This window comes from Nocardioides sp. IC4_145, from assembly GCF_011250565.1.
GTDB lineage: Bacteria > Actinomycetota > Actinomycetes > Propionibacteriales > Nocardioidaceae > Nocardioides.
On sequence record NZ_JAANMS010000020.1, the window covers coordinates 43,592 to 66,253 of the forward strand.

Annotated in this window: 21 protein-coding genes and 2 tRNA genes; 4 read left to right on the top strand and 19 right to left on the bottom strand. The window is 73.6% G+C overall.

Annotation, left to right across the window (positions count from 1 at the left end):
• Window positions 1-2: 2 nt before the first annotated feature.
• Window positions 3-2,498 carry a leucine--tRNA ligase gene (leuS, locus tag G6553_RS10375; RefSeq protein WP_166191904.1) on the bottom strand — a complete coding sequence of 832 codons (2,496 nt, stop codon included), beginning with the start codon at window positions 2,496-2,498 and terminating at the stop codon, window positions 3-5.
• A gap of 211 nt (window positions 2,499-2,709) precedes the next feature.
• Between leuS and G6553_RS10380 the strand changes: the two genes are divergently transcribed.
• On the top strand, window positions 2,710-3,756 hold the full coding sequence (locus tag G6553_RS10380) for an NAD-dependent epimerase/dehydratase family protein (protein WP_166191907.1): 1,047 nt from the start codon (window positions 2,710-2,712) through the stop codon (window positions 3,754-3,756).
• A 10-nt stretch (window positions 3,757-3,766) separates the two neighbouring features.
• Entirely contained in the window at window positions 3,767-4,528 is a 762-nt protein-coding gene (locus tag G6553_RS10385) for a 3-oxoacyl-ACP reductase family protein (RefSeq protein WP_166191910.1), read from the top strand.
• Here the strand turns inward: G6553_RS10385 and G6553_RS10390 are convergent.
• Window positions 4,521-5,504: an AraC family transcriptional regulator gene (locus tag G6553_RS10390; RefSeq protein ID WP_166191913.1), complete on the bottom strand. Its 984-nt coding sequence runs from the start codon at window positions 5,502-5,504 to the stop codon at window positions 4,521-4,523. The genes G6553_RS10385 and G6553_RS10390 overlap by 8 nt on opposite strands.
• A gap of 71 nt (window positions 5,505-5,575) precedes the next feature.
• On the opposite strand from G6553_RS10390, the gene G6553_RS10395 reads away from it, so the two are divergent.
• Window positions 5,576-7,048, top strand: a complete 1,473-nt coding sequence (locus G6553_RS10395) for an NAD(P)/FAD-dependent oxidoreductase (RefSeq protein ID WP_166191917.1) — start codon at window positions 5,576-5,578, stop codon at window positions 7,046-7,048.
• A 142-nt stretch (window positions 7,049-7,190) separates the two neighbouring features.
• Here the strand turns inward: G6553_RS10395 and G6553_RS10400 are convergent, their stop codons facing one another.
• Both G6553_RS10400 and G6553_RS10405 read right to left on the bottom strand, forming a co-directional pair.
• Window positions 7,191-7,718 (bottom strand): DNA starvation/stationary phase protection protein, encoded by a 528-nt coding sequence (locus G6553_RS10400; RefSeq protein WP_166191920.1) that lies wholly within the window; start codon window positions 7,716-7,718, stop codon window positions 7,191-7,193.
• A gap of 76 nt (window positions 7,719-7,794) precedes the next feature.
• Window positions 7,795-9,465 carry an acyl-CoA synthetase gene (locus tag G6553_RS10405; RefSeq protein WP_166191923.1) on the bottom strand — a complete coding sequence of 557 codons (1,671 nt, stop codon included), beginning with the start codon at window positions 9,463-9,465 and terminating at the stop codon, window positions 7,795-7,797.
• A 143-nt stretch (window positions 9,466-9,608) separates the two neighbouring features.
• Between G6553_RS10405 and G6553_RS10410 the strand changes: the two genes are divergently transcribed.
• Complete coding sequence (locus G6553_RS10410) at window positions 9,609-10,064, top strand: hypothetical protein (RefSeq protein ID WP_166191926.1); 456 nt, start codon at window positions 9,609-9,611, stop codon at window positions 10,062-10,064.
• Window positions 10,065-10,194: 130 nt separating this feature from the next.
• On the opposite strand, the gene G6553_RS10415 is transcribed toward G6553_RS10410, so the two are convergent.
• The 15 genes from G6553_RS10415 to G6553_RS10485 all read right to left on the bottom strand — a co-directional run bounded on the left by G6553_RS10415 (window position 10,195) and on the right by G6553_RS10485 (window position 22,635).
• Entirely contained in the window at window positions 10,195-11,844 is a 1,650-nt protein-coding gene (locus G6553_RS10415) for a phospholipid carrier-dependent glycosyltransferase (protein WP_166191929.1), read from the bottom strand.
• A 9-nt stretch (window positions 11,845-11,853) separates the two neighbouring features.
• Window positions 11,854-13,185 (bottom strand): UDP-N-acetylmuramoyl-L-alanine--D-glutamate ligase, encoded by a 1,332-nt coding sequence (gene murD, locus G6553_RS10420; RefSeq protein ID WP_166191932.1) that lies wholly within the window; start codon window positions 13,183-13,185, stop codon window positions 11,854-11,856.
• Window positions 13,175-14,497, bottom strand: a complete 1,323-nt coding sequence (locus G6553_RS10425) for a hypothetical protein (protein ID WP_166191935.1) — start codon at window positions 14,495-14,497, stop codon at window positions 13,175-13,177. Before G6553_RS10425 ends, murD begins: the two co-directional genes overlap by 11 nt.
• 27 nt (window positions 14,498-14,524) lie before the next feature.
• On the bottom strand, window positions 14,525-15,496 hold the full coding sequence (locus G6553_RS10430) for a hypothetical protein (protein WP_166191937.1): 972 nt from the start codon (window positions 15,494-15,496) through the stop codon (window positions 14,525-14,527).
• Complete coding sequence (locus G6553_RS10435; protein WP_166191940.1) at window positions 15,493-16,047, bottom strand: YbaB/EbfC family nucleoid-associated protein; 555 nt, start codon at window positions 16,045-16,047, stop codon at window positions 15,493-15,495. Before G6553_RS10435 ends, G6553_RS10430 begins: the two co-directional genes overlap by 4 nt.
• Window positions 16,040-16,984 carry a hypothetical protein gene (locus tag G6553_RS10440; protein ID WP_166191943.1) on the bottom strand — a complete coding sequence of 315 codons (945 nt, stop codon included), beginning with the start codon at window positions 16,982-16,984 and terminating at the stop codon, window positions 16,040-16,042. The genes G6553_RS10435 and G6553_RS10440 overlap by 8 nt, the downstream gene beginning before the upstream one ends.
• Window positions 16,981-17,334, bottom strand: a complete 354-nt coding sequence (locus tag G6553_RS10445) for a hypothetical protein (RefSeq protein ID WP_166191946.1) — start codon at window positions 17,332-17,334, stop codon at window positions 16,981-16,983. Before G6553_RS10445 ends, G6553_RS10440 begins: the two co-directional genes overlap by 4 nt.
• 113 nt (window positions 17,335-17,447) lie before the next feature.
• Window positions 17,448-17,525: transfer RNA gene (locus G6553_RS10450), tRNA-OTHER, on the bottom strand.
• 210 nt (window positions 17,526-17,735) lie between these two features.
• Window positions 17,736-17,808: transfer RNA gene (locus tag G6553_RS10455), tRNA-Ala, on the bottom strand.
• Window positions 17,809-17,857: 49 nt separating this feature from the next.
• Entirely contained in the window at window positions 17,858-18,493 is a 636-nt protein-coding gene (locus G6553_RS10460) for a histidine phosphatase family protein (protein ID WP_166191949.1), read from the bottom strand.
• Entirely contained in the window at window positions 18,483-18,860 is a 378-nt protein-coding gene (rsfS, locus tag G6553_RS10465) for a ribosome silencing factor (RefSeq protein WP_166191952.1), read from the bottom strand. Before rsfS ends, G6553_RS10460 begins: the two co-directional genes overlap by 11 nt.
• Window positions 18,857-19,504 (bottom strand): nicotinate-nucleotide adenylyltransferase, encoded by a 648-nt coding sequence (nadD, locus tag G6553_RS10470; RefSeq protein ID WP_166191955.1) that lies wholly within the window; start codon window positions 19,502-19,504, stop codon window positions 18,857-18,859. The genes rsfS and nadD overlap by 4 nt, the downstream gene beginning before the upstream one ends.
• A gap of 5 nt (window positions 19,505-19,509) precedes the next feature.
• Complete coding sequence (locus G6553_RS10475; RefSeq protein ID WP_166191958.1) at window positions 19,510-19,665, bottom strand: hypothetical protein; 156 nt, start codon at window positions 19,663-19,665, stop codon at window positions 19,510-19,512.
• A gap of 30 nt (window positions 19,666-19,695) precedes the next feature.
• On the bottom strand, window positions 19,696-20,985 hold the full coding sequence (locus tag G6553_RS10480; RefSeq protein WP_166191961.1) for a glutamate-5-semialdehyde dehydrogenase: 1,290 nt from the start codon (window positions 20,983-20,985) through the stop codon (window positions 19,696-19,698).
• Between the two features lie 129 nt (window positions 20,986-21,114).
• Window positions 21,115-22,635: an SPFH domain-containing protein gene (locus tag G6553_RS10485; protein WP_166191964.1), complete on the bottom strand. Its 1,521-nt coding sequence runs from the start codon at window positions 22,633-22,635 to the stop codon at window positions 21,115-21,117.
• Window positions 22,636-22,662 lie beyond the last annotated feature (27 nt).

Below are 22,662 nucleotides of genomic sequence, written 5' to 3' on the forward strand. Positions count from 1 at the left end.
GCTCAGACCACCACGTTGACCAGCTTCGGCGCCCGGACGACCACCTTGCGGACCGGGCGTCCGTCGATCGCGCGGACCACGGCGGGGTCGGCCATCGCCAGCTGCTCCAGGTCGGCCTCGGTGATGTCGGGCGCGACCTCGAGCCGGGCCTTGACCTTGCCCTGGATCTGGACGACCGCGGTCACGGTGTCCTCGACCAGCAGCGAGGGGTCGACGGCCGGCCAGCCGGCGCGGGCGACGGTGGGCTGGTGGCCCAGGCGCTCCCACATCTCCTCGGCGGTGTACGGCGCCACGAGGGACAGCAGGATCGCGACCGCCTCGACGGCCTCCCGCACCGCGGCGTCGGCGGGACCGCACCCGGAGTCGATGGCCTTGCGGGTGACGTTGACCAGCTCCATCGTCCGCGCGACGACCACGTTGAACCGGTGGCCCTCGATGAGCTGCTCGACCTCGTGCAGCGTCTTGTGGGTGGCCCGCCGCAGGGCGACGTCCCCGCCCTCGGCCGGCGTGCCGACGGGCGCGGTGACGTCGCCGGCCAGCCGCCAGGCGCGCTGGAGGAACTTCACGGCACCGCCGGGCGACATGTCGGCCCAGTCGATGTCGTCCTCCGGCGGGCCGGCGAAGACCATCGTCAGCCGCACCGCGTCGACGCCGTACCGGTCGATCATCTCCCCGAGGTTGACCCCGTTGCCGAGCGACTTCGACATGGCCTTGCCCTGGTTGATGACCTGGCCCTGGTTGAGCAGCGCGGAGAACGGCTCGACGAAGTCGACCATCCTCATGTCGTGGAGCACCTTGGTGAAGAAGCGGGAGTAGAGCAGGTGCAGGATCGCGTGCTCGACGCCGCCGACGTACTGCGCGACCGGCATCCACTCGCGGGCCTGCGCCGGGTCGAACGGGCCGTCCTCGTAGTGCGGGTCGAGGTAGCGCAGGTAGTACCAGGACGAGTCGACGAAGGTGTCCATCGTGTCGCTGTCGCGCTTGGCCGGGCCGCCGCAGGAGGGGCACTCGGTGTTGACCCACGCCTCGGCCGCGGCCAGTGGCGAGACGCCCTTGGGCTTGAGGTCGGCGCCCTTCAGGTCGTCGGGCAGCCGCACGGGCAGCTGGTCCTCGGGCACGGGCACCTCGCCGCAGTCGGGGCAGTGCACGACCGGGATCGGCGCGCCCCAGAACCGCTGGCGGCTCAGCAGCCAGTCGCGCAGGCGGAAGTTGACCGTGCCGGTCCCCCGCCCGTCGGCCTCGAGCTGCTCGATGATGCGACTGATGCCGGCAGCCTTGTCGTCCAGCCCGTCGAGCGGCCCGCTGTTGACGTAGGTGCCGTCGCCGGTCGTGGCGACGTAGGTCTCCTCGGGGTTGTCCTCGCCTGTGTCGACGACGCGGCGGACCGGCAGGTCGAAGACCTTCGCGAAGTCCAGGTCGCGCTGGTCGTGCGCAGGCACGGCCATGATCGCGCCGGTGCCGTAGTCGGCCAGCACGTAGTCCGAGGCCCACACCGGCATCCGCTCGCCGGTGACCGGGTTGAGCGCGGTGACGCCCAGGTCGACGCCGGACTTCGGCCGGTCGGTGGCGAGCCGGTCGATGTCGGAGGCCTTCCGCACGTCCTCGACGTACGCCGCCAGCGCGGCCTCCTGCGCGGGCGCGACGACCTCGGCGGCCAGCTTCGCGTCGGCGGCCACCACCATGAACGTCGCGCCGTAGAGCGTGTCGGGGCGGGTCGTGAAGACCGTGACCGTCCGCGTCGAGCCGTCGGCCAGCTCGATGTCGAAGTCGACGTGCGCGCCCTCGGAGCGGCCGATCCAGTTGCGCTGCATCGCCAGCACCCGGTCGGGCCAGGTGCCGGCCAGCGCGTCCATGTCGTCGAGCAGCCGCTGGGCGTACTCGGTGACCTTGAAGTACCACTGGTTGAGCTCGCGCTTGGTGACCTCGGCGCCACAGCGCTCGCACATGCCCTGCACGACCTGCTCGTTGGCCAGCACCGTCTGGTCGTTGGGGCACCAGTTGACGGGGCTGTTCCTGCGGTAGGCCAGGCCCCGCTCGCGGAACTTCAGGAACAGCCACTGCGTCCAGCGGTAGTACTCCGGGTCGGACGTGTGCAGCCGGCGCGACCAGTCGAAGGAGATGCCGTAGCGACGGAACGACTCCGCCTGGGTCTCGATGTTGGCGTAGGTGTAGGTCGCCGGGTGCTCGTCGTTGCGGATCGCGGCGTTCTCGGCGGGCAGGCCGAAGGAGTCCCACCCGATGGGGTTGAGGACGTCGTACCCCTTCTGCCACCAGTAGCGCGCGATGACGTCGTGCAGCGCCATCACCTCGGCGTGGCCCATGTGCAGGTCGCCCGACGGGTAGGGGAACATCGTCAGCGCGTAGCGCTTCTCCGCACCCGGGCCGGCGCTGCCGACGCGGAACGGGTCGAGGTCCTCCCAGACCTTCCGCCAGCGCTCCTGCGCCGCGGTCATGTCGTACGTCGCGGCCTCGTCGGTCCGGCCGGCCTGCTCGCTCATCTGCGTCCCTTCGGCGTCTGCTGCGTGCGGTGGTGGTCTGCTCCGGCCACGCGCCGGGGTGCGGCCGGGCCATCAGTGCTGGGCATGAAAAAACCCCTCGCTCGCGAGGGGCAGCCGCGTCGGGTGGTGCTCGTCGACGCGGCTAGGTAAGGAGCAGGGTCCTGCGCATGGGGTCATGCTACCGCGCCCCGCGGAGGGGTATCGGGGCGCCATGAGCGACCCCGCGAGCGACCTCACCCCCGGCCAGGCGCCCGGCGAGACCGACCTGACCGTGGCCGTCACCGGGCCGACCGGGACCTTCGGGGCCGGGCTCGTCCCGCTGCTCGAGGCCGACGAGCGCGTACGCCGCGTGGTCGGCGTCGCGCGCAGCCGCGTCGATCCCGCCGAGCGCGACTGGGTGAAGACCGACTACCGGCAGGGCGACGTGCGCGACCGGGCCGCGCTGACCGAGGCGTTCGCGGGCGCCGACGTCGTGGTGCACCTGGCCTTCGCGATCGTCGGCGGGGAGGCCGAGCAGACCCGCGCGATCAACGTCGACGGCACGCTCAACGCGTTCCGTGCGGCCGCCGAGGCGGGGGCGCGCCGCTTCGTCTACGCCAGCTCGGTGGCGGCGTACGGCTTCCACCCCGACAACCCGGTGGGGATCGGCGAGGACTGGCCGACCCGGCCCGCCGACCACCTGTTCTACGCGCGGGAGAAGGCGGAGCTGGAGGGCCTGCTGCGCGAGGAGGCCGGCGTGCAGGCCGCGGCCGGCCGCGAGGTGGACCTCTACCTGCTGCGCCCGCCGATCGTGGCCGGCCCCAACGCCGTCGGCGGCAAGGTCCGGCTGCCGTCGTGGGCGGGCTGGCTCGGCACCCTCCTCCAGGCGGTGCCGAAGCGGCTGCCGCCGGTGCCCGTGCCGGTGCCGGACCTGCCGCTGCAGCTGGTGCACGAGGCCGACGTGGGCCGGGCGCTGCTGCAGTGCGTGGTCGCCGCCGGTCCGCCCGGCGCCTACAACATCGCGGCCGACGACACGCTCACCGCGGCCGACGTCGTCCGCATCCTCGGCGGCGTCCCGGTCCCGCTGCCGGCGGCGCCGGCGCACGCGCTGGCGCGGGCGGCGGCCGGCGTCCCGGGCCTGCCGCAGCCGGTGCAGTGGGTGGAAGCGCTGGCCCACCCGGCGATCATGGACACCACGCGCGCCAAGGCCCAGCTCGGCTGGGCGCCGCAGGTCAGCGCCGCGGACGCCCTGCGCGAGACGCTGGGCCTGCGCGCCTAGAGTTCCGCGCATGACCGTCACCGACATGTTCCGCCTCGACGGCCGCGTCGCCGTCGTCACCGGTGCCTCCAGCGGCCTCGGGGTCCACATCGCACGAGCCTTCGCCGAGGCCGGCGCCGACGTCGTGCTGGGCGCCCGGCGCGCCGACCGGCTCACCGAGACCGCACGCCTGGTCGAGGCCGCCGGCCGCACGGCGCTGCCCGTGCAGACCGACGTCGCCGACCCCGACTCCTGCACGAACATCGTCGCGCTCGCGATGGAGGAGCTCGGCCACGTCGACGTCCTCGTCAACAACGCCGGCATCGGCACGGCGGTCCCCGCGACCCGCGAGACCCCGGAGCAGTTCCGCGGCGTCGTCGACGTCAACCTCAACGGGTGCTACTGGATGGCCCAGGCGTGCGGCCGGGTCATGAAGCCCGGCTCGAGCATCATCAACATCTCCTCGGTGCTCGGCCTCACCACCGCCGGGCTCCCGCAGGCGGCGTACGCCGCCACCAAGGCCGGGCTGCTCGGCCTCACCCGCGACCTGGCCCAGCAGTGGACCGGCCGCAAGGGCATCCGCGTCAACGCCATCGCGCCGGGGTTCTTCGAGACCGAGATGACCGAGCAGTACCCGCCGGGCTACCTCGAGTCCCGCCAGGACCGCATCCCGGTCGGCCGCAAGGGCGACCCCGTCGAGCTCGCCGCGGCCGCGGTCTTCCTGGCCTCGCCGGCGTCCGGGTACGTCACCGGGCAGACGCTCGTCGTCGACGGCGGGATGACGATCACCTGATCCCCCGCTGGCCACGGGCGTACGCCGCCGGCGGCACGCCCGTCCACCGGGTGAACGCGTGGGTGAACGCCGCGGCGTCGGCGTACCCGAGCCGCCGCGCGACGTCGGCGACCGGCAGCGTCGCGCGCGACTCCAGCAGCGAGCGCGCCAGCGACTCGCGGACCTCCTCCACGAGCGCCCGGTAGCCGACCCCGGCCTCGGCGAGCCGCCGGCGCAGGCTCCGTTCGCTGAGGCCGAGCCCGGCGGCCACCGCCGCCATCGGCGCGCCCTCCGGCAGCCGCTGCGTGACGAGCACCTGCACGTCGCGGGCGATGCCGGTCCGCTCGCGCCGGCGGGCCACCACGTCGCGGCACATGTCCTCGGCCAGCTGCTCGCCGGCCGTCGACGGGTCGCGCGGCAGCGGGCGGTCGAGCTCGGCCGCGGCGAGGTCGAGCACGCCGACCTCCGGCCCGACCGTTCGGGTCGCCCCGAGCCCGCCGGGCACCAGCGAGTCCGCGACGACGTGGATCGCAGCGGTGTCCCGGGCGACGAGGAACGCGCGCACGTCGGCCGGCAGCCCCCGCCCGTCCACCACCAGCCGCGCCCGCTCCCCCGACAGCTCCGCCCGCGGCAGCGCGAACGCGTACGACAGGTCGATGAAGCGCAGCGTCACCTCCATCGCCTCGCGGACCGTCCGGCTCGCCAGCAGCGCGTAGCCGAGCACGCCGAACGACGACGCGCGGTACGTCGCGCCGACCCGCTCCCCCGACCCCGGCAGGAGCCGCTGCAGCGTCCGCACCACCAGCAGCTCCTGCGCCGCGGTCACCTCCCTGCCGGGCTCGGCGAGGTCGGCCTCCCGCAGGCCGGTGCCGGCCAGGACGACCTGCGGCGCCACGCCGCGCGCCACGGCGTACGCCACCAGGTGGGCGGTGCCGGCGGCCGCCCGCGGGAACTCCCAGTCCCGGGCGGCCGGCTCGACGACCTGGACGCGGGTCATGGCCGGAATTATCAAGCATCCGCCGTCGAAGCGCTCCCGGCGGGGGTGGCGGCTGGCAAAGGATGAGGGCCATGGCACAGCAGCAGGGACCTCCCACCAGTCCACGTGTGGTGATCATCGGCGCCGGCTTCGGCGGGCTGGGCACGGCCCGGGCGCTGCGGCAGCAGGGCATCACCGACATCACCGTGCTCGAGCGGGCCGACGACGTCGGCGGGGTGTGGCGCGACAACACCTACCCCGGCGCGGCCTGCGACGTCCCCTCACCGCTCTACTCCTGGTCGTGGGCGCAGAACCCGCGCTGGAGCCGCCGCTACGGCACCCAGCCGGAGATCCTGGAGTACCTCCGCTCGGCCGCTCGCGACGAGGGCCTGCTCGACCTGGTGCAGCTGAACCAGGAGGTCACCGCGGCGACGTACGACGAGGCCACCACGACGTGGCGCGTGGAGACGGCCGCGGGCGAGACGTACGAGGCCGAGGTGCTGGTCTCCGCCGTCGGCCAGCTCTCCAACCCGGCGCTGCCGAAGGTGCCCGGCCACTTCGACGGCCCGGCGTTCCACTCCGCGCAGTGGGACCACGGCGTCGACCTCGAGGGCAAGCGGGTCGCGGTCGTCGGCACCGGCGCCAGCGCCGTGCAATTCGTGCCCGGCATCGTCGACCGGGTCGGCTCGATGACGGTCTTCCAGCGCTCGGCGCCCTACGTGCTCCCGAAGCCGGACCAGGAGTACAAGGCGCACCACCACCGCCTCTTCGAGCGGTTCCCGGCGGCGCTGCACGCCGAGCGGCGCGCGGTGTTCTGGCTGACCGAGCGGTTCAACGGCGCCCTCGCCGGCGACTCCCCGATCACCAAGCCGCTGATGGCCGCGATCGGGGCGACCTGGAAGGCGCACCTGCGGGCGCGGGTCGAGGACCCGGCGCTACGACGCAAGCTCGTCCCGGACTACCCGCTCGGCTGCAAGCGGGTGCTGTTCAGCAACCAGTGGTACCCCGCCCTCGCCCGCGACCACGTCGAGGTCGTCCCCGAGGAGGTCACCGGCCTGGAGGCGAACGGCGTCCGCACCGCCGACGGCCGCCTGCACGAGGCCGACGTGCTCATCTGGGGCACCGGCTTCGCCGCGACCGAGTTCCTCGCGCCGATGAAGGTCACCGGCCGCGACGGGCTGGACCTGCACCAGCACTGGGCCGACGGCGCCCGCGCCCACCTCGGCATCGCGGTCCCCGGCTTCCCGAACCTGTTCTGCATCTACGGCCCGAACACCAACCTCGGCGGCAGCTCGATCATCAACATGATGGAGGGCCAGGCCGGTTGGATCGCCCAGGTCGTCCGCCGCCTGGCCGACCGCGGGCTGCGCACCGCCGAGCCGACCCCGGCCGCCGCCCACGCCTACGACCGCGAGATGCAGTCCCGCCTCGCCACCAGCGCCTGGGCCGGCTGCAACAGCTGGTACGTCGACGGCCCCCGCATCACCACCAACTGGCCGGGCCTCGTCGCCGAGTACCGGTCCCGCACGGCCGAGGTCGACTGGGACGAGCTGGTCCTCGCCTGACCTGCCCCGTCCGACGCTGGGTTTCGAACAGGCGCTGCGCGCCTTCCTCGACCCACCGGGGGTGGCGTTCGCCGGGCGGTCGAGGAGGTTGCGCAGCAACCGTCTCGGACCCCCGGCGTGCGGGGGCGCGGAGTGGGACCGATCAGCGGTGGATGGACCGCGGGAGGCTGCGGTTGGCGACGCGGTTCTCGGCGTCGATCATCCAGGCGAGCTGCTCGAGGCGCTCGATGATGACGTGGAGGATGTCCGCGGTGGTGGGGTCCTCGGCGTCGACGTCGTCGTGGATCCGGCGCGCGGTGGCGGTGACGCCGTAGATCGCGGTGGTGATGAGGTCGACGCACTCGGCGGTGTTGACCTCACCGGCCGGGAACGGCGGCAGCGAGGTCTGCTCGGCGACGGCGGCGGAGCGGCCGTCGGGGACGACGTACAGCGCGCGCATCCGCTCGGCGACCTGGTCGGAGTACTCACGTGCGGCGTCGACGACCTCGTCGAGCTGCAGGTGGAGGTCGCGGAAGTTGAGGCCGACGACGTTCCAGTGGGCCTGCTTGCCCTGGAGGTGCAGCTCGATCAGGTCGACGCTGAGCTGCTGCAGGTGCGTGGCGAGCTGCTCGGAGGCGGTGAAGGCCGGCTTGGCGACGTGGGTCTGGTCGGGGTGCAGGAGATCGGTCATGAGGACAACGTATCGCCCTTTCTGGACTGATTCCAGAAAGGAGAGGCTCCCCTAAGCCGACCTCGACAGGAGCCGCTCAGGCCGGCGCCGGCTGGGCCTCCTCGGGCGCGGTCACCTGCCCCTTCGCCCAGCGGTAGTCGGCCTTGCCCGAGGGCGAGCGCTCGACGAGGCCGACCCGGACGACGGCGCGCGGGACCTTGTAGCGCGCCACGTGCTTCGCGCACTCCTCGAGCAGCTCCTCGTCGGTGGCGCCCGCCCCGTCGGCCAGCTGCACGACCGCCACCGGCTCGCTCCCCCACCGCTCGGAGGGCCGGCCGACGACGACCACGTCCCGCACGGCCGGGTGGTGGGCGAGCGCACGCTCGACCTCCTCGACGAAGATCTTCTCGCCGCCGGAGTTGATGGTGACCCCGTCGCGCCCGAGCAGGCGGATGCGGCCGTCCTCGAGCAGGTCGGCACGGTCGCCGGGGATGGAGTAGCGCTCGCCGCCGATGACGGGGAACGTCCGCGCGGTCTTCGCCGCGTCGCCGAGGTAGCCGAGCGGCACGCGCCCGCGCTGCGCGAGCCAGCCGCCGCCCTCCCCGGGCTCGAGCACCCGCGTGAACAGGTCGTCGACCACGGTCGTCGCGGGCACCGGCGCGAACGTCGCCGCGTCGGCCTCCATCCCCTTGAGCGACATCGAGCTCATCTGCAGCCCGGTCTCCGACGAGCCGGCCGCGTCCATCACGACCATGTGCGGCGCCAGCTCGAGGAACCGGTCACGGACCGCCGGCGTCAGCGGCGCGCTGCCGTTGTTGATCGCGGCCAGTCCGGAGAGGTCGTAGTCGGCGCGCTCGATCTCGTCGATGAGCGGCCGCACGACGGCATCGCCGACCACCGGGATGCTGACCGCCTTCTCGCGGATCGCCGTGCTGAGCACGTCGGCGGCGTCGAGGTGGTCGACGTGGTGCGGCAGCACGATCTTGCCGCCGTTCGTGAGGGTGTGGAACGTCGACCACTGCGCGGCACCGTGCATGAACGGCAGCGCCATCAGCAGGGTCATCCCGCCGCCGGCGGCGCGGGCCGCCTCGGCGATGGAGTCGTACGACGTGTGCGGCTCGGTGGTGCCGAACGGCGTACCTCCCATCGACGTCACGTAGATGTCGTCCTGCCGCCACAGCACGCCCTTGGGCATCCCCGTCGTCCCGCCGGTGTAGAGCACGAACAGGTCGTCCGGCGACGGCTCGGGCAGGCCGGCGGCGGGCGCGGGCGTGCCGAGCACGGACTCGTAGTCGACCGCGCCGGGCAGCAGCGCGTTGCCGGACTCGTCGGCGACCTGCACCAGCACGCGCAGCTGCGGGAGCCGGTCGCGGATGGCGGCCACGCGGGGGGCGAACTCCGCGTGGAAGACCAGCGCGGTGGCCTGGCAGTCGGTGAGCAGGTAGGCGAGCTCCTCCTCGACGTACCGGTAGTTCACGTTGATCGCGGTGGCCCGGGCGCGGTAGGCGCCGAGCATCCCCTCGAGGTACTCGTTGCCGTTGCGCAGGTAGAGCGCCACGTGGTCCTGCCCCGACTCGTGGCCAGCGAGCTCGGATCGCTCCCGGTGGCAGCCGAGGCCCTGCTCGACGAGGAAGTGCGCGAGGCCGTCGACGCGCCGGTCGAGCTCGCGGTAGGTGAGCCGGCGGTCGCGCCAGACCAGCACCTCCTGGTCGGGGACCGTGGTTGCCACGGTCCGGAACACCGTCGAGAGGTTGAACTGCTGGCTCATCGCGCCTCCTGGGTGGAACAGGTTGCAGAAAACCTAGAGCACCGGCGCCGCCGATGTGACGAGCGTTACCTTCTTGTCCCAGGGACGGAGACGGCGGGCTCTCGTTGAGGGACGAGAGGACGCCGCCCGGGAGGAGCGTGGTCATGGACCGGGTCGAGGACCTGCTGCACGAGGCGCTCACGGAGTACGCCGTGCAGGGGGACGCCTACCTCGCGCGGGTCGCGGGGCAGCTGTCGCCGGGGATGGGCCGCGGGCCGCTGGCGATCCTGATGCGGGTCGACCGGTTCGGCTCGCTGCGCGAGTGCGACCTGACCGCCCAGCTGCGGCTCCCGGCCGCCGAGACCCGGCGACATGTCGACGACCTGGTCGCTCGCGGGCTGGCCGTGCGGACCGGCGCCGGCTCGCTGGCGGTGGTCCGCCTGACCGAGCGGACCCGCGAGTTCCTCGTCGATGCCGCCGACGAGCGCCGCGGTCGGATCCTCGACAGCCTCGAGGACTTCACGCTGGAGGAGAAGGAGGCCTTCGCCCGCCTGCTCGCGAAGTTCGTCCAGCGCGACGACCTCGTCGTCCGCTCGGTGGGTCTCCCCCAGCGACGCTGACCCTGCCGTCGGGCGGTCCTGGGCGCGACTACGACCGTTCAATTGCGCGGAAATGTCGGGTTACCCGCGGGTAGAAGCGTGACAACCGCGCAATTGAACGACTGTCGACCGGCCCGGCGATCCCCCACGGCTAGATCCAGCGCTCGAACCAGATCCGGTCCAGCCACTCCGCGTGGGTGAGCAGGCCGTTGGTGAAGATCGGCCAGAACCACGCGAAGTTGAGCAGCACGAGCACGAGGAACGACCCGGACAGCACCACCCCGACGGTCCGCCGCCGGCTCGGCACCCGGGAGGGTCCGATCAACCTCCCCATGGCGAGCACGATCGCGATGACGACGAACGGCAGCGTCAGCGAGACGTAGAAGAGGAAGATCGGCCGGTCGTCGTACTGCAGCCACGGCAACCAGGTCGAGGCCGCTCCGACGACCGCGACGCCGGCGCGCCAGTCACGGGCGCCGACCCAGGTGACCAGCGCGAGCACCAGCGCGACGATCCCGCCCCACCACAGCACCGGTGTCCCGATGAGCAGCACCTGGCGCAGGCAGTCGCTGCCCTCGGGCGCGTCGCAGCCGCGCGTGCCGGGCTCGATCTTCGTGTCAGCGGCGACGCCGACGGGGCGGTTCATCAGCAGCCAGCCCGACGGCTGCGAGGCGTAGGTGTGCTCGCTGCAGTTGAGGTAGTGGGTGTGGAAGGTGAACAGGTCCTGGTGGTAGCTCCACAGCGACCGCAACGACTGCACGACCTCGCCCGGACCCGACGCGTCGGGCTCGGCGGCGGTCGGCCAGCGGGCACCCGAGTCGTCGTCGTTGGCCTCGTTGCCGTCGGCGTCGCAGGGGCGCTCGGCCTCGAACTGGGTGTACTGCGTCGAGGAGAGGCTCTTCTCGTACTCCGCGGCGTGCACCAGCCAGCCCGTCCACGACGCGACGTAGACGGCGAGCGCGACGACCACGAGCCAGCCGAACGCCGGCAGCCCGTCGACCACCGCCGAGCGCAGCACCGGCTGCCGCACCCCGCGCGCCCTGCGGGCGCCGGCGCTCCAGGCCCAGACGAGCAGGCCGAACGCGGCGAGGGGGTACGCCGCCGTCCACTTGGTGCCGAGCGCGAGCCCGAAGCAGACCCCGGCCGCGAGCAGCCACGGCCGCCACAGCAGCCCGCGCACGGGGCCCCACCCGGAGGTGACCGGGTCGGGGGCGAGCGCGGCGAGGCGTGCGCGGTACCAGTCCCGGTCGGCCACGATGCACGCGACCGCGCAGAGGGTGAAGAACGCCAGGAAGATGTCGAGCAGCGCCAGCCGCGACAGCACGAAGTGCAGCCCGTCGAACATCAGCAGCAGGCCGCCGACCACCCCGAGCAGCGTCGAGCGGGTCATCCGTCGCACGAGGCGGACCATGACCAGAACCATCAGCGCGCCGACGACCGCGGAGGCGACCCGCCAGCCGAACGGGTCCATGCCGAAGAGCCGCTCCCCCAGCGCGATCAGCCACTTGCCGACCTCGGGGTGGACGATCATCGACGGCTCGGACTCCCACAGGCCGTCGGTGGTCCCGGCGAGGATCGAGTCGTTGGCGTCCTCGACGTACTCCCGGACGTAGCCGTGGTTGGCCAGCGACCAGGCGTCCTTGGCGTAGTAGGTCTCGTCGAACTGGAACTGCTTGGGCTCCCCGAGGTTCCACAGCCGTAGCACCAGCGCGAGCAGCGCGACGCCGATCGCGGCGGTCCACCCCACCACCGGGTCCTCGAGCCGCCGGAGGCTGGCCGGGCCGGCCGGAGGGGTGCGCACGCGCCGAGGCTACCGAGCGTCCGGAGCGGTCGCGGACCGACCCGCGGCGGCCCGGAACGCGGCCGAGCGCTCCTCGAAGCTGGCGAACTCGTCGAAGCTCGGGGCGCCCGGCGACAGCAGGACCACCTCGGCGTCCGAGGGGGCGGACGCCCAGGTCAGCGCGGTCGCGAAGTCCGGCGCGAGGCGTACGTCGAGCTCGCGCGCCAGCCGCGCGCCGGCCGGGCCGACGGCGATCGTGGACACGCCCGCGGCCGGATCGCGCCGGGCGAGGTAGTCGACCAGCGGCGCGAAGGACAGTCCGCGGTCCGCCCCGCCGGCGAGCAGCACGACCCGACGGTCGGCGTAGGTCTCCAGCGCGGCCACCACCGATTCCGGCGCGGTCGCGAGGCTGTCGTCGACCCAGGCGCGACCGTCACCGGAGGGCACCTGCTCCAGCCGGTGGGCCAGCGGCGCGAAGGTGCGGGCGGCCGCCAGCAGCGCACTCCGGTCGGCGCCGCCCTCGACCAGGACGTCGACCGCGGCCAGGGCCAGCGCCAGGTTGACCAGGTTGTGCCGGCCGCGCAGCGCCAGCTCGTCGGCGTGCAGCTCACCGACCCCCTGCCAGGCCACCCCGTCGTCGGTGACGACGAGGCCGAGCGCAGCCGGGTCGAGCAGCCGCGTGGCCGGGCCGAGGCGGGCGGCCACGAGCCGGGCCACCTCGCCGGCGACGTCCGGCACGACGACCGCCTCCGGGCCGTGCGCGACGAGGGTGAGCTTGTCGGCGACGTACTGCTCGTAGCCGCCGTGCCAGGGCAGGTGCTCCGCGTAGAGCGAGGTGACCACGGCGACGCGCGGCGAGCAGGTCAGGTCGGCGGCCTGGTAGCTGGAGACCTCGGCGACGGCGTACGCCGCCTCCGGCCGGTCGCCGGCGGTGACGGGCACGCCCCCGTTGCCGACGAGCGCGGCGTCGAGGCCGAGGCCGCCGAGCAGGTGCCGCACGAGGCTCGCGGTGGTGCTCTTGCCCTTGGTGCCGGTGACGGCGACGGTGCGGTGCGCGTTGTCGTGCAGCCACAGGTCGGTCAGGGACGTGACCGGGACGCCGAGCTCGCGGAGGCGGAGGTACTCCGGGGCGGTGTGCGGGACGCCCGGCGACTTCACGACGACGTCGGCGGCCGCGAGCCGGGCCAGCGCCGCCTCCCCCGTCACGGCCAGGTGCGCCAGGTCGTCGGGCACGACTCCAGCGCCGGTGAGGGCGACCGTCGGGGCCAGGCCGCGGGCGGTCAGCTCGACGAGCGCGGCGCGCCCCTCGCGACCGGCGCCCCACACCACGACGGAGCGGCCGGCCAGGTCCTCAAACCGCACGGGCGAGCGGTTCCAGGGCGGGCGGCAGCAGATGCTCGCCCTCGCGGAAGGCGAAGACCGCCTCCCGCTCGGCCGGCGTCGCGGTGATCGCGTCGACCTCGGGGTGCGCGAGGAACGGGTGGTCGCGCCAGTCGGCGTGCTCGCGCAGCAGCGCCAGCGCGACGCGGCACTCGTCGGGCTCGCCGACGCACTCGAACGGCTTCAGCAGGCCGTCGACCCCCAGCAGCTCCAGGAACCCGGTCAGCTGCGCCTCGTCGGCGAGCACGTCGCACCCGCCGAAGACGTCCAGCAGCGCCGCGCGGGACAGGAACGGCGCGAGGCAGAGGAACACGAACCGGCACTTCGGGCAGTCCCCGCACCACGACGTCCGGTCGCCCTCGGCGAGCTTGAAGGCGCGGTTGCAGCTGGTGAAGACGCGGTGGTAGGCCGTGTGGTCGGCGAAGCGCCGCGCGATGCGGAGCTCGGTGAGCGGGCGCAGCAGCGAGACGTACGTCGGCGCGCCGGCCGGCAGGCTCTCGCGCAGCAGCCGCTCGAAGTCCAGGCCCTTGGACCACTGGTGGTTGATCGTCCGTCCGTGCCAGGCGACGTTGCCGAAGGACGAGCTCGCCTCGTTGCTGAAGACGACCGCGTCGTGGCCGAGCGCCAGCGCGGTGAGCACCGCCAGCAGCGAGTTGACCGCCGTCACCGGCACGTGGCCGTTGGGCGCGCCGGCCGCGTTGAGCCCGAACAGGTGCGGGTCGAGCCGGCGGCGCACGGTCGACAGCTGGACGCCGGCGACCTCGGCGGTGGCCTCGATCGGCGCGTAGCTGCCGACCGAGAACAGCCCGATCTCGTGGCCCGCTCCTCGGAGCGCCTCGATCGAGACGATGGAGTCCTTGCCGCCGCCGACGGCGACCAGGAGCCGCTGCGGCTCGGCCACCGGTCCGGGCGCGCTCGTCGGCTCGGGAAGCTCCGGCCCCAGCACCTCGAGGTCGAGCACGGCGGGCAGGTCGTTGACGTAGGCGAACTCACCCAGGCCGTTGCGCGCGACCTCGGTCAGGAACGTCCGCTCCCGCGCGGTCAGCCCGCCCGGCACGCTGATCGGCGCCGGCGCGAACGCCTTGGCGTAGCTCAGCGCCGCCGCGAGCGACAGCAGCCGCAGCACCGGCTCGCGGACCGCCCGGGCGACGTGGTCGAGCGGCGCGGGCAGCTCGACCACCTCGGTGAACGCGTGGCGCACCTCGTCGCCCGCGACGGCGGCGTACCGCAGCGAGATGGTGCGGCCCTCGAGGACCGGCGGCTCGCAGACCAGCGCCTCGACCTCGTCCACCACGGCGGCGATCCTACGGCCGCACCCGCCTCACCGCGGCACGGGCACGGCGTACGTCGCGCGCACCGGACCGGTCTCCGCGCCCGGCGCGTCGACCGCGACGTCGAGCTCGAGCGGCAGCGCGTCGCCGGTCAGGTCGTCCTCGCCGGCGACAACGACGCCCGCGAGACCGGTCGGACCCCACTCGCCGTGGCCGAGCTGCTCCGCGGGGCCCACCCCCTCCACCGAGCGGACCTCGTCGGCGGAGCCGCGGGCGGCGTACGCCTGGATCCGCCGGGCCTCCACGACGACCCACGACGACCCGTCGGGCGCCCAGCCGGCGCCCGGCCAGTACGCCGTGCGACCGACCAGCGGCAGCTCGCACTCCAGCCGCAGCGGCGCCCCGCCCGTCCGCCACCGCGCCGGGCAGTCCGCCGCCGGGGGCGCCTCCGCCGGCAGCCCGGCCAGCGTGGCCGCCGGACCGGACGGCTCCTCCCCCGGCGCGGCCGCCTGCTCGGCGCCGTCGTAGGTGACCGTCACGGTCACGTCGTCCGCGGCCGGCTCTCCGGGGACCACGACCCAGTACGTCGCGGTCCCCGCGCCGCTGAGACCCCGGCCGGCGGTGGTGTACGGCGAGCCGAGCTCCCGCTCCTCCCCGCCGACCTCGAGCACGACGTCGGCCTCCTGCGGCTCGGCCGCGAGCCGGCCACCCCACGGCGCCCCCTCGCGGTCGGTGAAGTCGACCAGCACGGGCAGCAGCGCGGACCCGTCGGGGGCGGCACGCTCCTCGCGGTCCGCGGTGTCGTCGGAGCCCACCCGGTCGACCGGGTCGCCGACGGTCACCGCGAGCGTGCCGGTCGGGACGACGAACGTCGTCGTCGGCCCGTCGACCTGGTCGCCCCGCCCCTCGAGGACCGCGTCGGCGGCCGCCTCGTCGGTGCCGCAGCCGCCCAGCAGGGTGCCGACGACCGCCAGGCCGGCCGCCCCGGCCGCGCCGGCACGGGACCGCCGGGTGCGCCTCACAGGACGCCGGCCCGCTCGAGCCGCGGGCGCGTGTAGACGTCGAAGTGGGCGCGCTGCCACCCCTCCTCGTGCTCGCGCAGGCACGCCAGCGCGGCCTCCCGGGCGCGGGCGCAGAAGGCCGGCGCGTCGAGGTCGCGCACGACCGACGGGTCGATGCTGACCGTGAACCGCGACGTCCCCGAGAGCACCAGCGCGATCCGGCCGTCGTACGCCTCGCCACGCGCGACGACCTCGTCGAGCCGGCGCTGGTACTCCTCGGTCTCCGGGCTCGCGGGGGTCCGAGAGGGGCGCACCAACCGGCCCGCCAGCCGGCTCCAGGTGTCGTAGTAGGCGCGGGTGCGGTTGACGTAGACCAGCCGGGCCACCTTCACCAGCTCGTCCTGGAGGGTCCGCACCGGGACCGTGGCGTACCAGGTCGGGTCCACCCACAGCCGCAGCTCGTGGTCGCCGACCATCGTGACCCGGACCCGGCCGTTCGGCGACTCGGTCTCGACCGTCGTGTCGGACCACGCGCGCTCCAGCGGGGTCTGCCCCGCTCGCGGCTCAGGCACTGTAGCCACCGTAGGAGGGGTCGTTGACCGGGTGGTTCGGGGCGTCGACGAGCGCCGGCTGGGGCAGGCAGAAGACGTCCCACTGCGAGTCGAGGACCCCGGAGGACTGGTTGAGCGCCTCGGAGATCTTCCTCTCCTGGACGCCGATCTCGTCGGCCAGCTCGGTCAGGGCCGTCTGCAGGCTGGAGATGACCTTGTCGGAGGAGCCGGCGTCCAGGCCGAGCTCGGTCGGCTCGCCCCCGCCGCCGGTGGCGAGGCCGATGCCGGTGGAGGCCACGCTCAGCCCGGCCGCCACGGCCGGCAGGGCGATCGCCGAGGCGCCGCCGGTCAGCGGGACGGTGATGACGGTGGCAGCGATGGACAGCACGGCCGCCCACTCGGCCCCACCCTTGCTGCCGGCCCCCTCCATCAGCTCGATGGCCTCCTGGGAGAGCTTGTCGAGGTCGTCGCGCACGCCCTGCCAGACGGCGGCCTCGGCGTTGATCGCGTTGCGGAGCACCGACACCGCGGCGTACTGCGAGGACGCCGTCGGCGCGAACCGGTCGCCGTAGCTGCGCTTGTAGCTGTCGGCCGCGACCCCGGTCCAGTCCGACAGGTAGTCGCCGCTGCCGCCGACCAGCGTGAGGTTCGGGTTGTGAGCGGAGACCGCCGTGGAACCGGTCACCGGGTCGCTGGTGTGCCCCTCGGTGGCCAGCTTCGCCATCGCGTTGCCGAGCCACTCGATCTTCGGCGCGAAGTCGGCCGGGTCGGGCACGTCGAGGAAGTCGTCGTAGATGTTCTCGACCCCGGCCATGGAGTCCTCGGCGATCTGCATCATCTGGGCGGCACCGCCACCGCCGCCGGCGCCGAACCGGGTCAGCTCGCGGTATGCCGCGCGGACGCCGGCCTCCTTGAGCTCCTGGGCCCGCCCCGGCAGCTGTCCCACGTCGAACGTCATGACCCGTCCCCCACGGCTTCCATCTCGGTCTTGGTGCTCTCGAAGCTCGCGCGGCACGACGCGTCGGTCTTCGCGTACTCGTCGGCGATCCACACGAGCGCCTCACCCACCAGCGCGACGGACGTCCGGGTGCCGAGCAGCATCTGGTAGATCCGCGACGAGTAGTCGTCGATGCTCGCCCCGGGGTCCGCCCCCAGGCCCCCGCCGCGTGCGCACTGGGCGGACACCAGGGACGGCACGTTGGTGCACGCCGTCCAGTAGTCCTCCGCCACCGCCGGCAGGTCGTGCGTGCCCGCGTACCACAGCCGGCCGAGCTCCACGCCCAGCTCGTCGCCGCGTTTCCCCGTCATCGATGCTCCTCACGTCTCGAGTCGCAGCGGTCCTACCCGGGCGGGCCCTCGGCCAACCCTGCGGCGGCGAGGGACATCGGCTCGCGCTACCGGAACGCAGAGAGGAGTACGGGTGGAGCTGAGGGGACTCGAACCCCTGACCCTCTGCATGCCATTGCCCAGGATCGGCAGAGCCGCTACCAGCTGCGCCCGGCGCACGACCGGAGAATTGCAGGAGGCCCGGCGCATCCGCGCCGGGCCTCCCTCACAAGTATTGGTGGAGCTGAGGGGACTCGAACCCCTGACCCTCTGCATGCCATTGCCCAGGATCGGCAGAGCCGCTACCAGCTGCGCCCGGCGCACGACCGGAGAATTGCAGGAGGCCCGGCGCATCCGCGCCGGGCCTCTCTCACAAGTATGGGTGGAGCTGAGGGGACTCGAACCCCTGACCCTCTGCATGCCATGCAGATGCGCTACCAGCTGCGCCACAGCCCCAGGTCGCTGCCGTCCGGGTCTCCCCGTCAGGCGGCTCGCAGAATGTTACTCATAGAGCTTCGGAGGACGAAATCGGGGTCAGGCCGTAGCCGGCGAGCACCACGCGGTCGCGCTGCTCGAGCACCAGCCAGGAGCAGTTGCGCAGCGCGCGCAGGCTCCGAGCCGCCTCGGCGGGCCAGCCGAGCAGCTCCGTCACGCCCACCTTGATCGCGCCGCCGTGCGAGACGGCCACCGTCGTCTCCCCCTCCGGGGTCGCGGCCAGCGCGTCGCGCAGGGCGTCGGTCATCCGCGCGCGCAGGGCGGCCAGCCCCTCGCCGCCGGGCACGACGTCCCAGTCGCCCCGGACGAACGCGGCGAACTCCGCCGGCGCCAGCGCGGCGTACTCGTCGTGCGTCAGCGTCTGCCGCTCGCCGAGGTGCGCCTCGCGCAGCCGCGGGTCGAGGTCGGGCTCGAGGCCGGTCTCCTTGGCGACGTACGCCGCGGTCTGCTGCGCGCGGGCGAGGTCGGAGGTGACCAGCCGGGTCGGGCGGTACGCCGCGACGCACGGCGCCGCAGTGGCCGCCTGCTCGTGGCCGGTCTCGTCGAGGTCGACGTCGTGCTGGCCCTGGATCCGCTTCGCGGCGTTGTACGCCGTCTGCCCGTGCCGCAGCAGCACCAGCCGCCGCGGGCCGGGGTCAGCGCTCATGCGTGGTGACGTCCGCGGGGAGCGTGATGGTCGGACAGTCGCGCCAGAGCCGCTCGAGGGCGTAGAAGGCGCGCTCCTCCTCGTGCTGGACGTGCACGACGACGTCGCCGTAGTCGATGAGCACCCAGCGGCCGTCCCGCTCGCCCTCGCGACGGATGGGCTTGGCGCCGATCTCGCGCAGCTTGTCCTCGACCTCGTCGACGATGGCCTTGACCTGCCGGTCGTTGGTGGCCGAGGCGAGCACGAAGGCGTCGGTGATCGCCAGCTGCTCGCTGACGTCGAAGGCGATGATCTGCTTCGCGAGCTTGTCGCTGGCCGCGCGGGCGGCGGCGTGGACGAGCTCGAGGGCGTGGTCGGTGGCGGTCATGAGTCTCCGAGGGTGGGGTCCGGCGGGCTGGCCGCCGGTGCGTCAGGTGGGTAGAGGTCGTGCTTGGCGATGTACTGCACGACGCCGTCGGGCACGAGGTACCAGACGGGCTCGCCGCGGCGGGTGCGTGCGCGGCAGTCGGTCGAGCTGATCGCGAGGGCCGGGATCTCCACCATGGTGACCCGGTCCGCGGGGATCGAGGCCAACGTCGCCTCGTCCATGGTGTAGCCGGGCCGCGTGCAGCCGACGAACTGCGCCAGCGCGAAGAGCTCCTCCGCGTTGCGCCAGGTGAAGATGTCGGCCAGCGCGTCGGCGCCGGTGATGAAGTACAGGTCCGCGTCCGGCATGGTCGAGCGCAGGTCGCGCAGGGTGTCGATCGTGTACGTCGGGCCCTGCCGGTCGATGTCGACGCGGGAGACCGTGAACCGCGGGTTGGACGCCGTCGCCACGACGGTCATCAGGTAGCGGTGCTCGGCCGGCGAGACGCCCCGGTCGGACTTCTGCCAGGGGTCCCCGGCCGGGACGAAGACGACCTCGTCGAGGTCGAACCAGGACTGCACCTCGGCCGCGGCCACCAGGTGGCCGTGGTGGATGGGGTCGAACGTCCCGCCCATCACGCCGACGCGGCGCCGGCGCTCGGTCATGGTGCTCAGCTGTGCTCGCGCCCGCCGCCGAAGGCCACGAGGGCCAGGAGCATCGCGAGGAGGAGGACCAGGACGCCGACACCGATGCCCCAGCTCAGGGCGTGGTCGATCTCGTGGTGGGACTCCTCGGCAGCGGCGAGGACGACGAGCGCGTTCAGCATGGGCGTCAGCCTACCGGCCGCGCACCCGGGTCAGCGCACGTGGCCGTCGCCGGTGACGACGTACTTGGTCGACGTCATCTCCGGCAGTCCCATCGGTCCGCGGGCGTGCAGCTTCTGGGTGCTGATGCCGATCTCGGCGCCGAAGCCGAACTCGCCGCCGTCGGTGAACCGCGTCGAGGCGTTGACCAGCACCGCCGCGGAGTCGACCTCGGCCACGAACCGGCGTGCGGCCCGTTGGTCCTCGGTGACGATCGCGTCGGAGTGGCCGCTGGAGAAGCGCCGCACGTGCGCGAGGGCGGCGTCGAGGTCGGGGACGACGGCCGCGGAGACGTCGAGGGAGAGGTACTCGGTGGCGAAGTCCTCGTCGGTCGCGGCCACCACGCCGTCGTACGCCGTGAACGCGGCGTCGCCGTGGATCGTCACGCCGGCCTCCTGCAGCGCCGCCACGAGGCGCGGCAGGAACGCCTCGGCGACGTCGGCATGGACCAGCAGCGACTCCGCGGAGTTGCACACGCTGGTGCGGTGCGTCTTGGAGTTGAGCACGATCGCCAGCGCCCGGTCGAGGTCGGCGCCGCTGTCGACGTAGACGTGGCAGTTGCCGACCCCGGTCTCGATGACCGGCACCGTGGACTCCTCCACGACCGAGCGGATGAGGCCGGCCCCGCCGCGCGGGATGAGCACGTCGACGTGCCCCCGCGCCCGCATCAGCGCCTTGACGGTGTCGCGGGAGTCGCTGGGCACCAGCTGGACGACGTCCGCCGGCAGCCCGGTCGCGGCGGCCGCCCCGCGCAGCACCTCGACGATCGCGGCATTGCTGGCCGCGGCGCTCGAGCTGCCGCGCAGCAGCACGGCGTTCCCGGACTTCAGGCAGATCCCGGCGGCGTCGGCCGTCACGTTGGGGCGGGCCTCGTAGATCATCCCGACGACGCCGAACGGCACGCGGACCTGCCGCAGCTCGAGCCCGTTCGCCAGCGTGCCGCCGCGGACGACCTCGCCGACGGGGTCCGGCAGGCCGGCCACGTCGCGCAGCCCCTGCGCCATGCCGGCGAGCCGGTCGTCGGTGAGGCGGAGCCGGTCCACGACGTTCGGCGGGGTGCCGGCCTGCTCGGCGCGGGCCACGTCATCGGCGTTGGCGGCCAGCAGCGCCGGCGCCCCCGCCAGCAACGCGTCGGCCATCGCCTCGAGGGCAGCGTCCTTCTGCGCGCGGGTCGCGATCGCCAGGACGCGAGCCGCCTCGCGGGCGCGGACCGCGAGGTCGACCACGTCCTGGTCGGTGGTGGTGGAGATGGTGCCGGAGGTCGCGGCGGCGCCGGTGGTCATGGGTCCGAGGGTAGTCAGTGCGGCGGGACGCGCCGAGCCTCGGGCGGCGACCGGCTGGAGGGGTCGTGTGCCCGACGACGCGCGTCACCGCGTCCGGAGGCACACAACCCCTCGACGTACCGGGACCGGTCAGCCCGTCGGCGTACCGCTCACCGCCGGGGCCGGCTCGCTGTTCGCGCCGTCGACGGCCTTGCCGACGGCGCCCTTGACCAGTGCTTCGAGGTCGAGGCCGGTGGAGGTCTTGAGCATGCTCAGCGTCTGCACGACGTTGTCGTTGACCTGGCGCGGCAGGGCACCGGCACCGTCGGGCGAGATGACGGTGAGCTGGTCGATGGCGCTGATCGGGGCAGCGACCTCGCGGGCGATCTGCGGGAGCACCTCGATGAGCATCTGGAGCACCGCGGCGTCGTTGTAGTGCGCGAACGCCTCGGCCCGCTTGTCCATGGCCTCCGCCTCGGCCTGACCGACGGCCAGCGTCGCGGCCGCCTGCGCCTCGCCCTCGGCCCGGGTGGCCTCGGCCTCGGCGACACGGCGGGCACGCTCGGCCTCACCGCGGCGCTCGCCCTCGATCGCCTCGGCCTCGGCGAGCGCGGAGCGGCGGGACTTCTCGGCCTCACCGGTCAGGCGGGCCTCCTCGGCCTTGGCCTGCGCCGCGGCGATGGTCGAGGCCTTGCGGGCCTCGGCGCCGGCGATCTCGGCGGTGCGCTTGGCCTCGGCCTCCTGCTCGACCTTGTAGCGCTCCGCGTCTGCCGGCTTGCGCACCTGGGTCTCGAGCTGGCGCTCGGTCAGCGCGGCCTGACGCACCGCGACCTTCTCCTGCTCGGTGAGGATCGCCTGGTCCCGGTCGGCCTGGGCGAGCGGACCCGACGCGGCGGCGTTGGCCGCGGCCGCGTCGGTCTCGGCCTTGATCTCGGCCTGCTTGAGCGCAAGCGCCCGCTGCGAGATCGCGATCTCCTGCTCGGCGATGATCCGCGCCTGCTCGGCGGCCTGGCGCGCGTTGGCCTCGGCGATGGAGGCGGCCTGCTGGATCCGCGCGGCCTCCGGACGACCGAGGTCGGCGAGGTAGGTGCCGTCGTCGGTGACGTCCTGGATCTGGAAGGTGTCGAGGATGAGGCCCTGGCCGGTGAGCGAGTTCTCCGACTCGTCGGCGACGCGCTGGGCGAACGCCGCGCGGTCGCGGATGATCTGCTCGACGGTCAGCCCGCCGACGATGGAGCGCAGCGCACCCGCGAGCACCTCCTGGGTGAAGGCCTCGACGTCCGCCTGCTGGCTGAGGAAGCGCTGGGCGGCGAGCCGGATCTGGTCGGCGTTGCCGCCGACCTTCACGATCGCCACGCCCTCGACGTTGAGCTTGATGCCCTGGCCGGAGACGGCACCGCGGATCTGCACGGAGATCCGCCGGGACGACAGGTCGAGCACGCCGAGCTTCTGGACGAACGGGATGACGAAGGTGCCGCCGCCGAGGATGACCTTCTGGCCCGACAGGTCGGTGGTCAGGGCGCCGGTCTCGGGGTTGAGCACGGCCTTGCCCTTGCGGCCGGTGACGATGAACGCCTGGTTGGGGCCCGCGACCTTGTAGCGGCTGGTGACGAGCAACAGCAGCAGCACGAGCAGGACGACGAGCCCTCCGACGGGCAGCAGCAGGTCCATCCGGTTCCTCCGGGTCTCAGGTGGTGG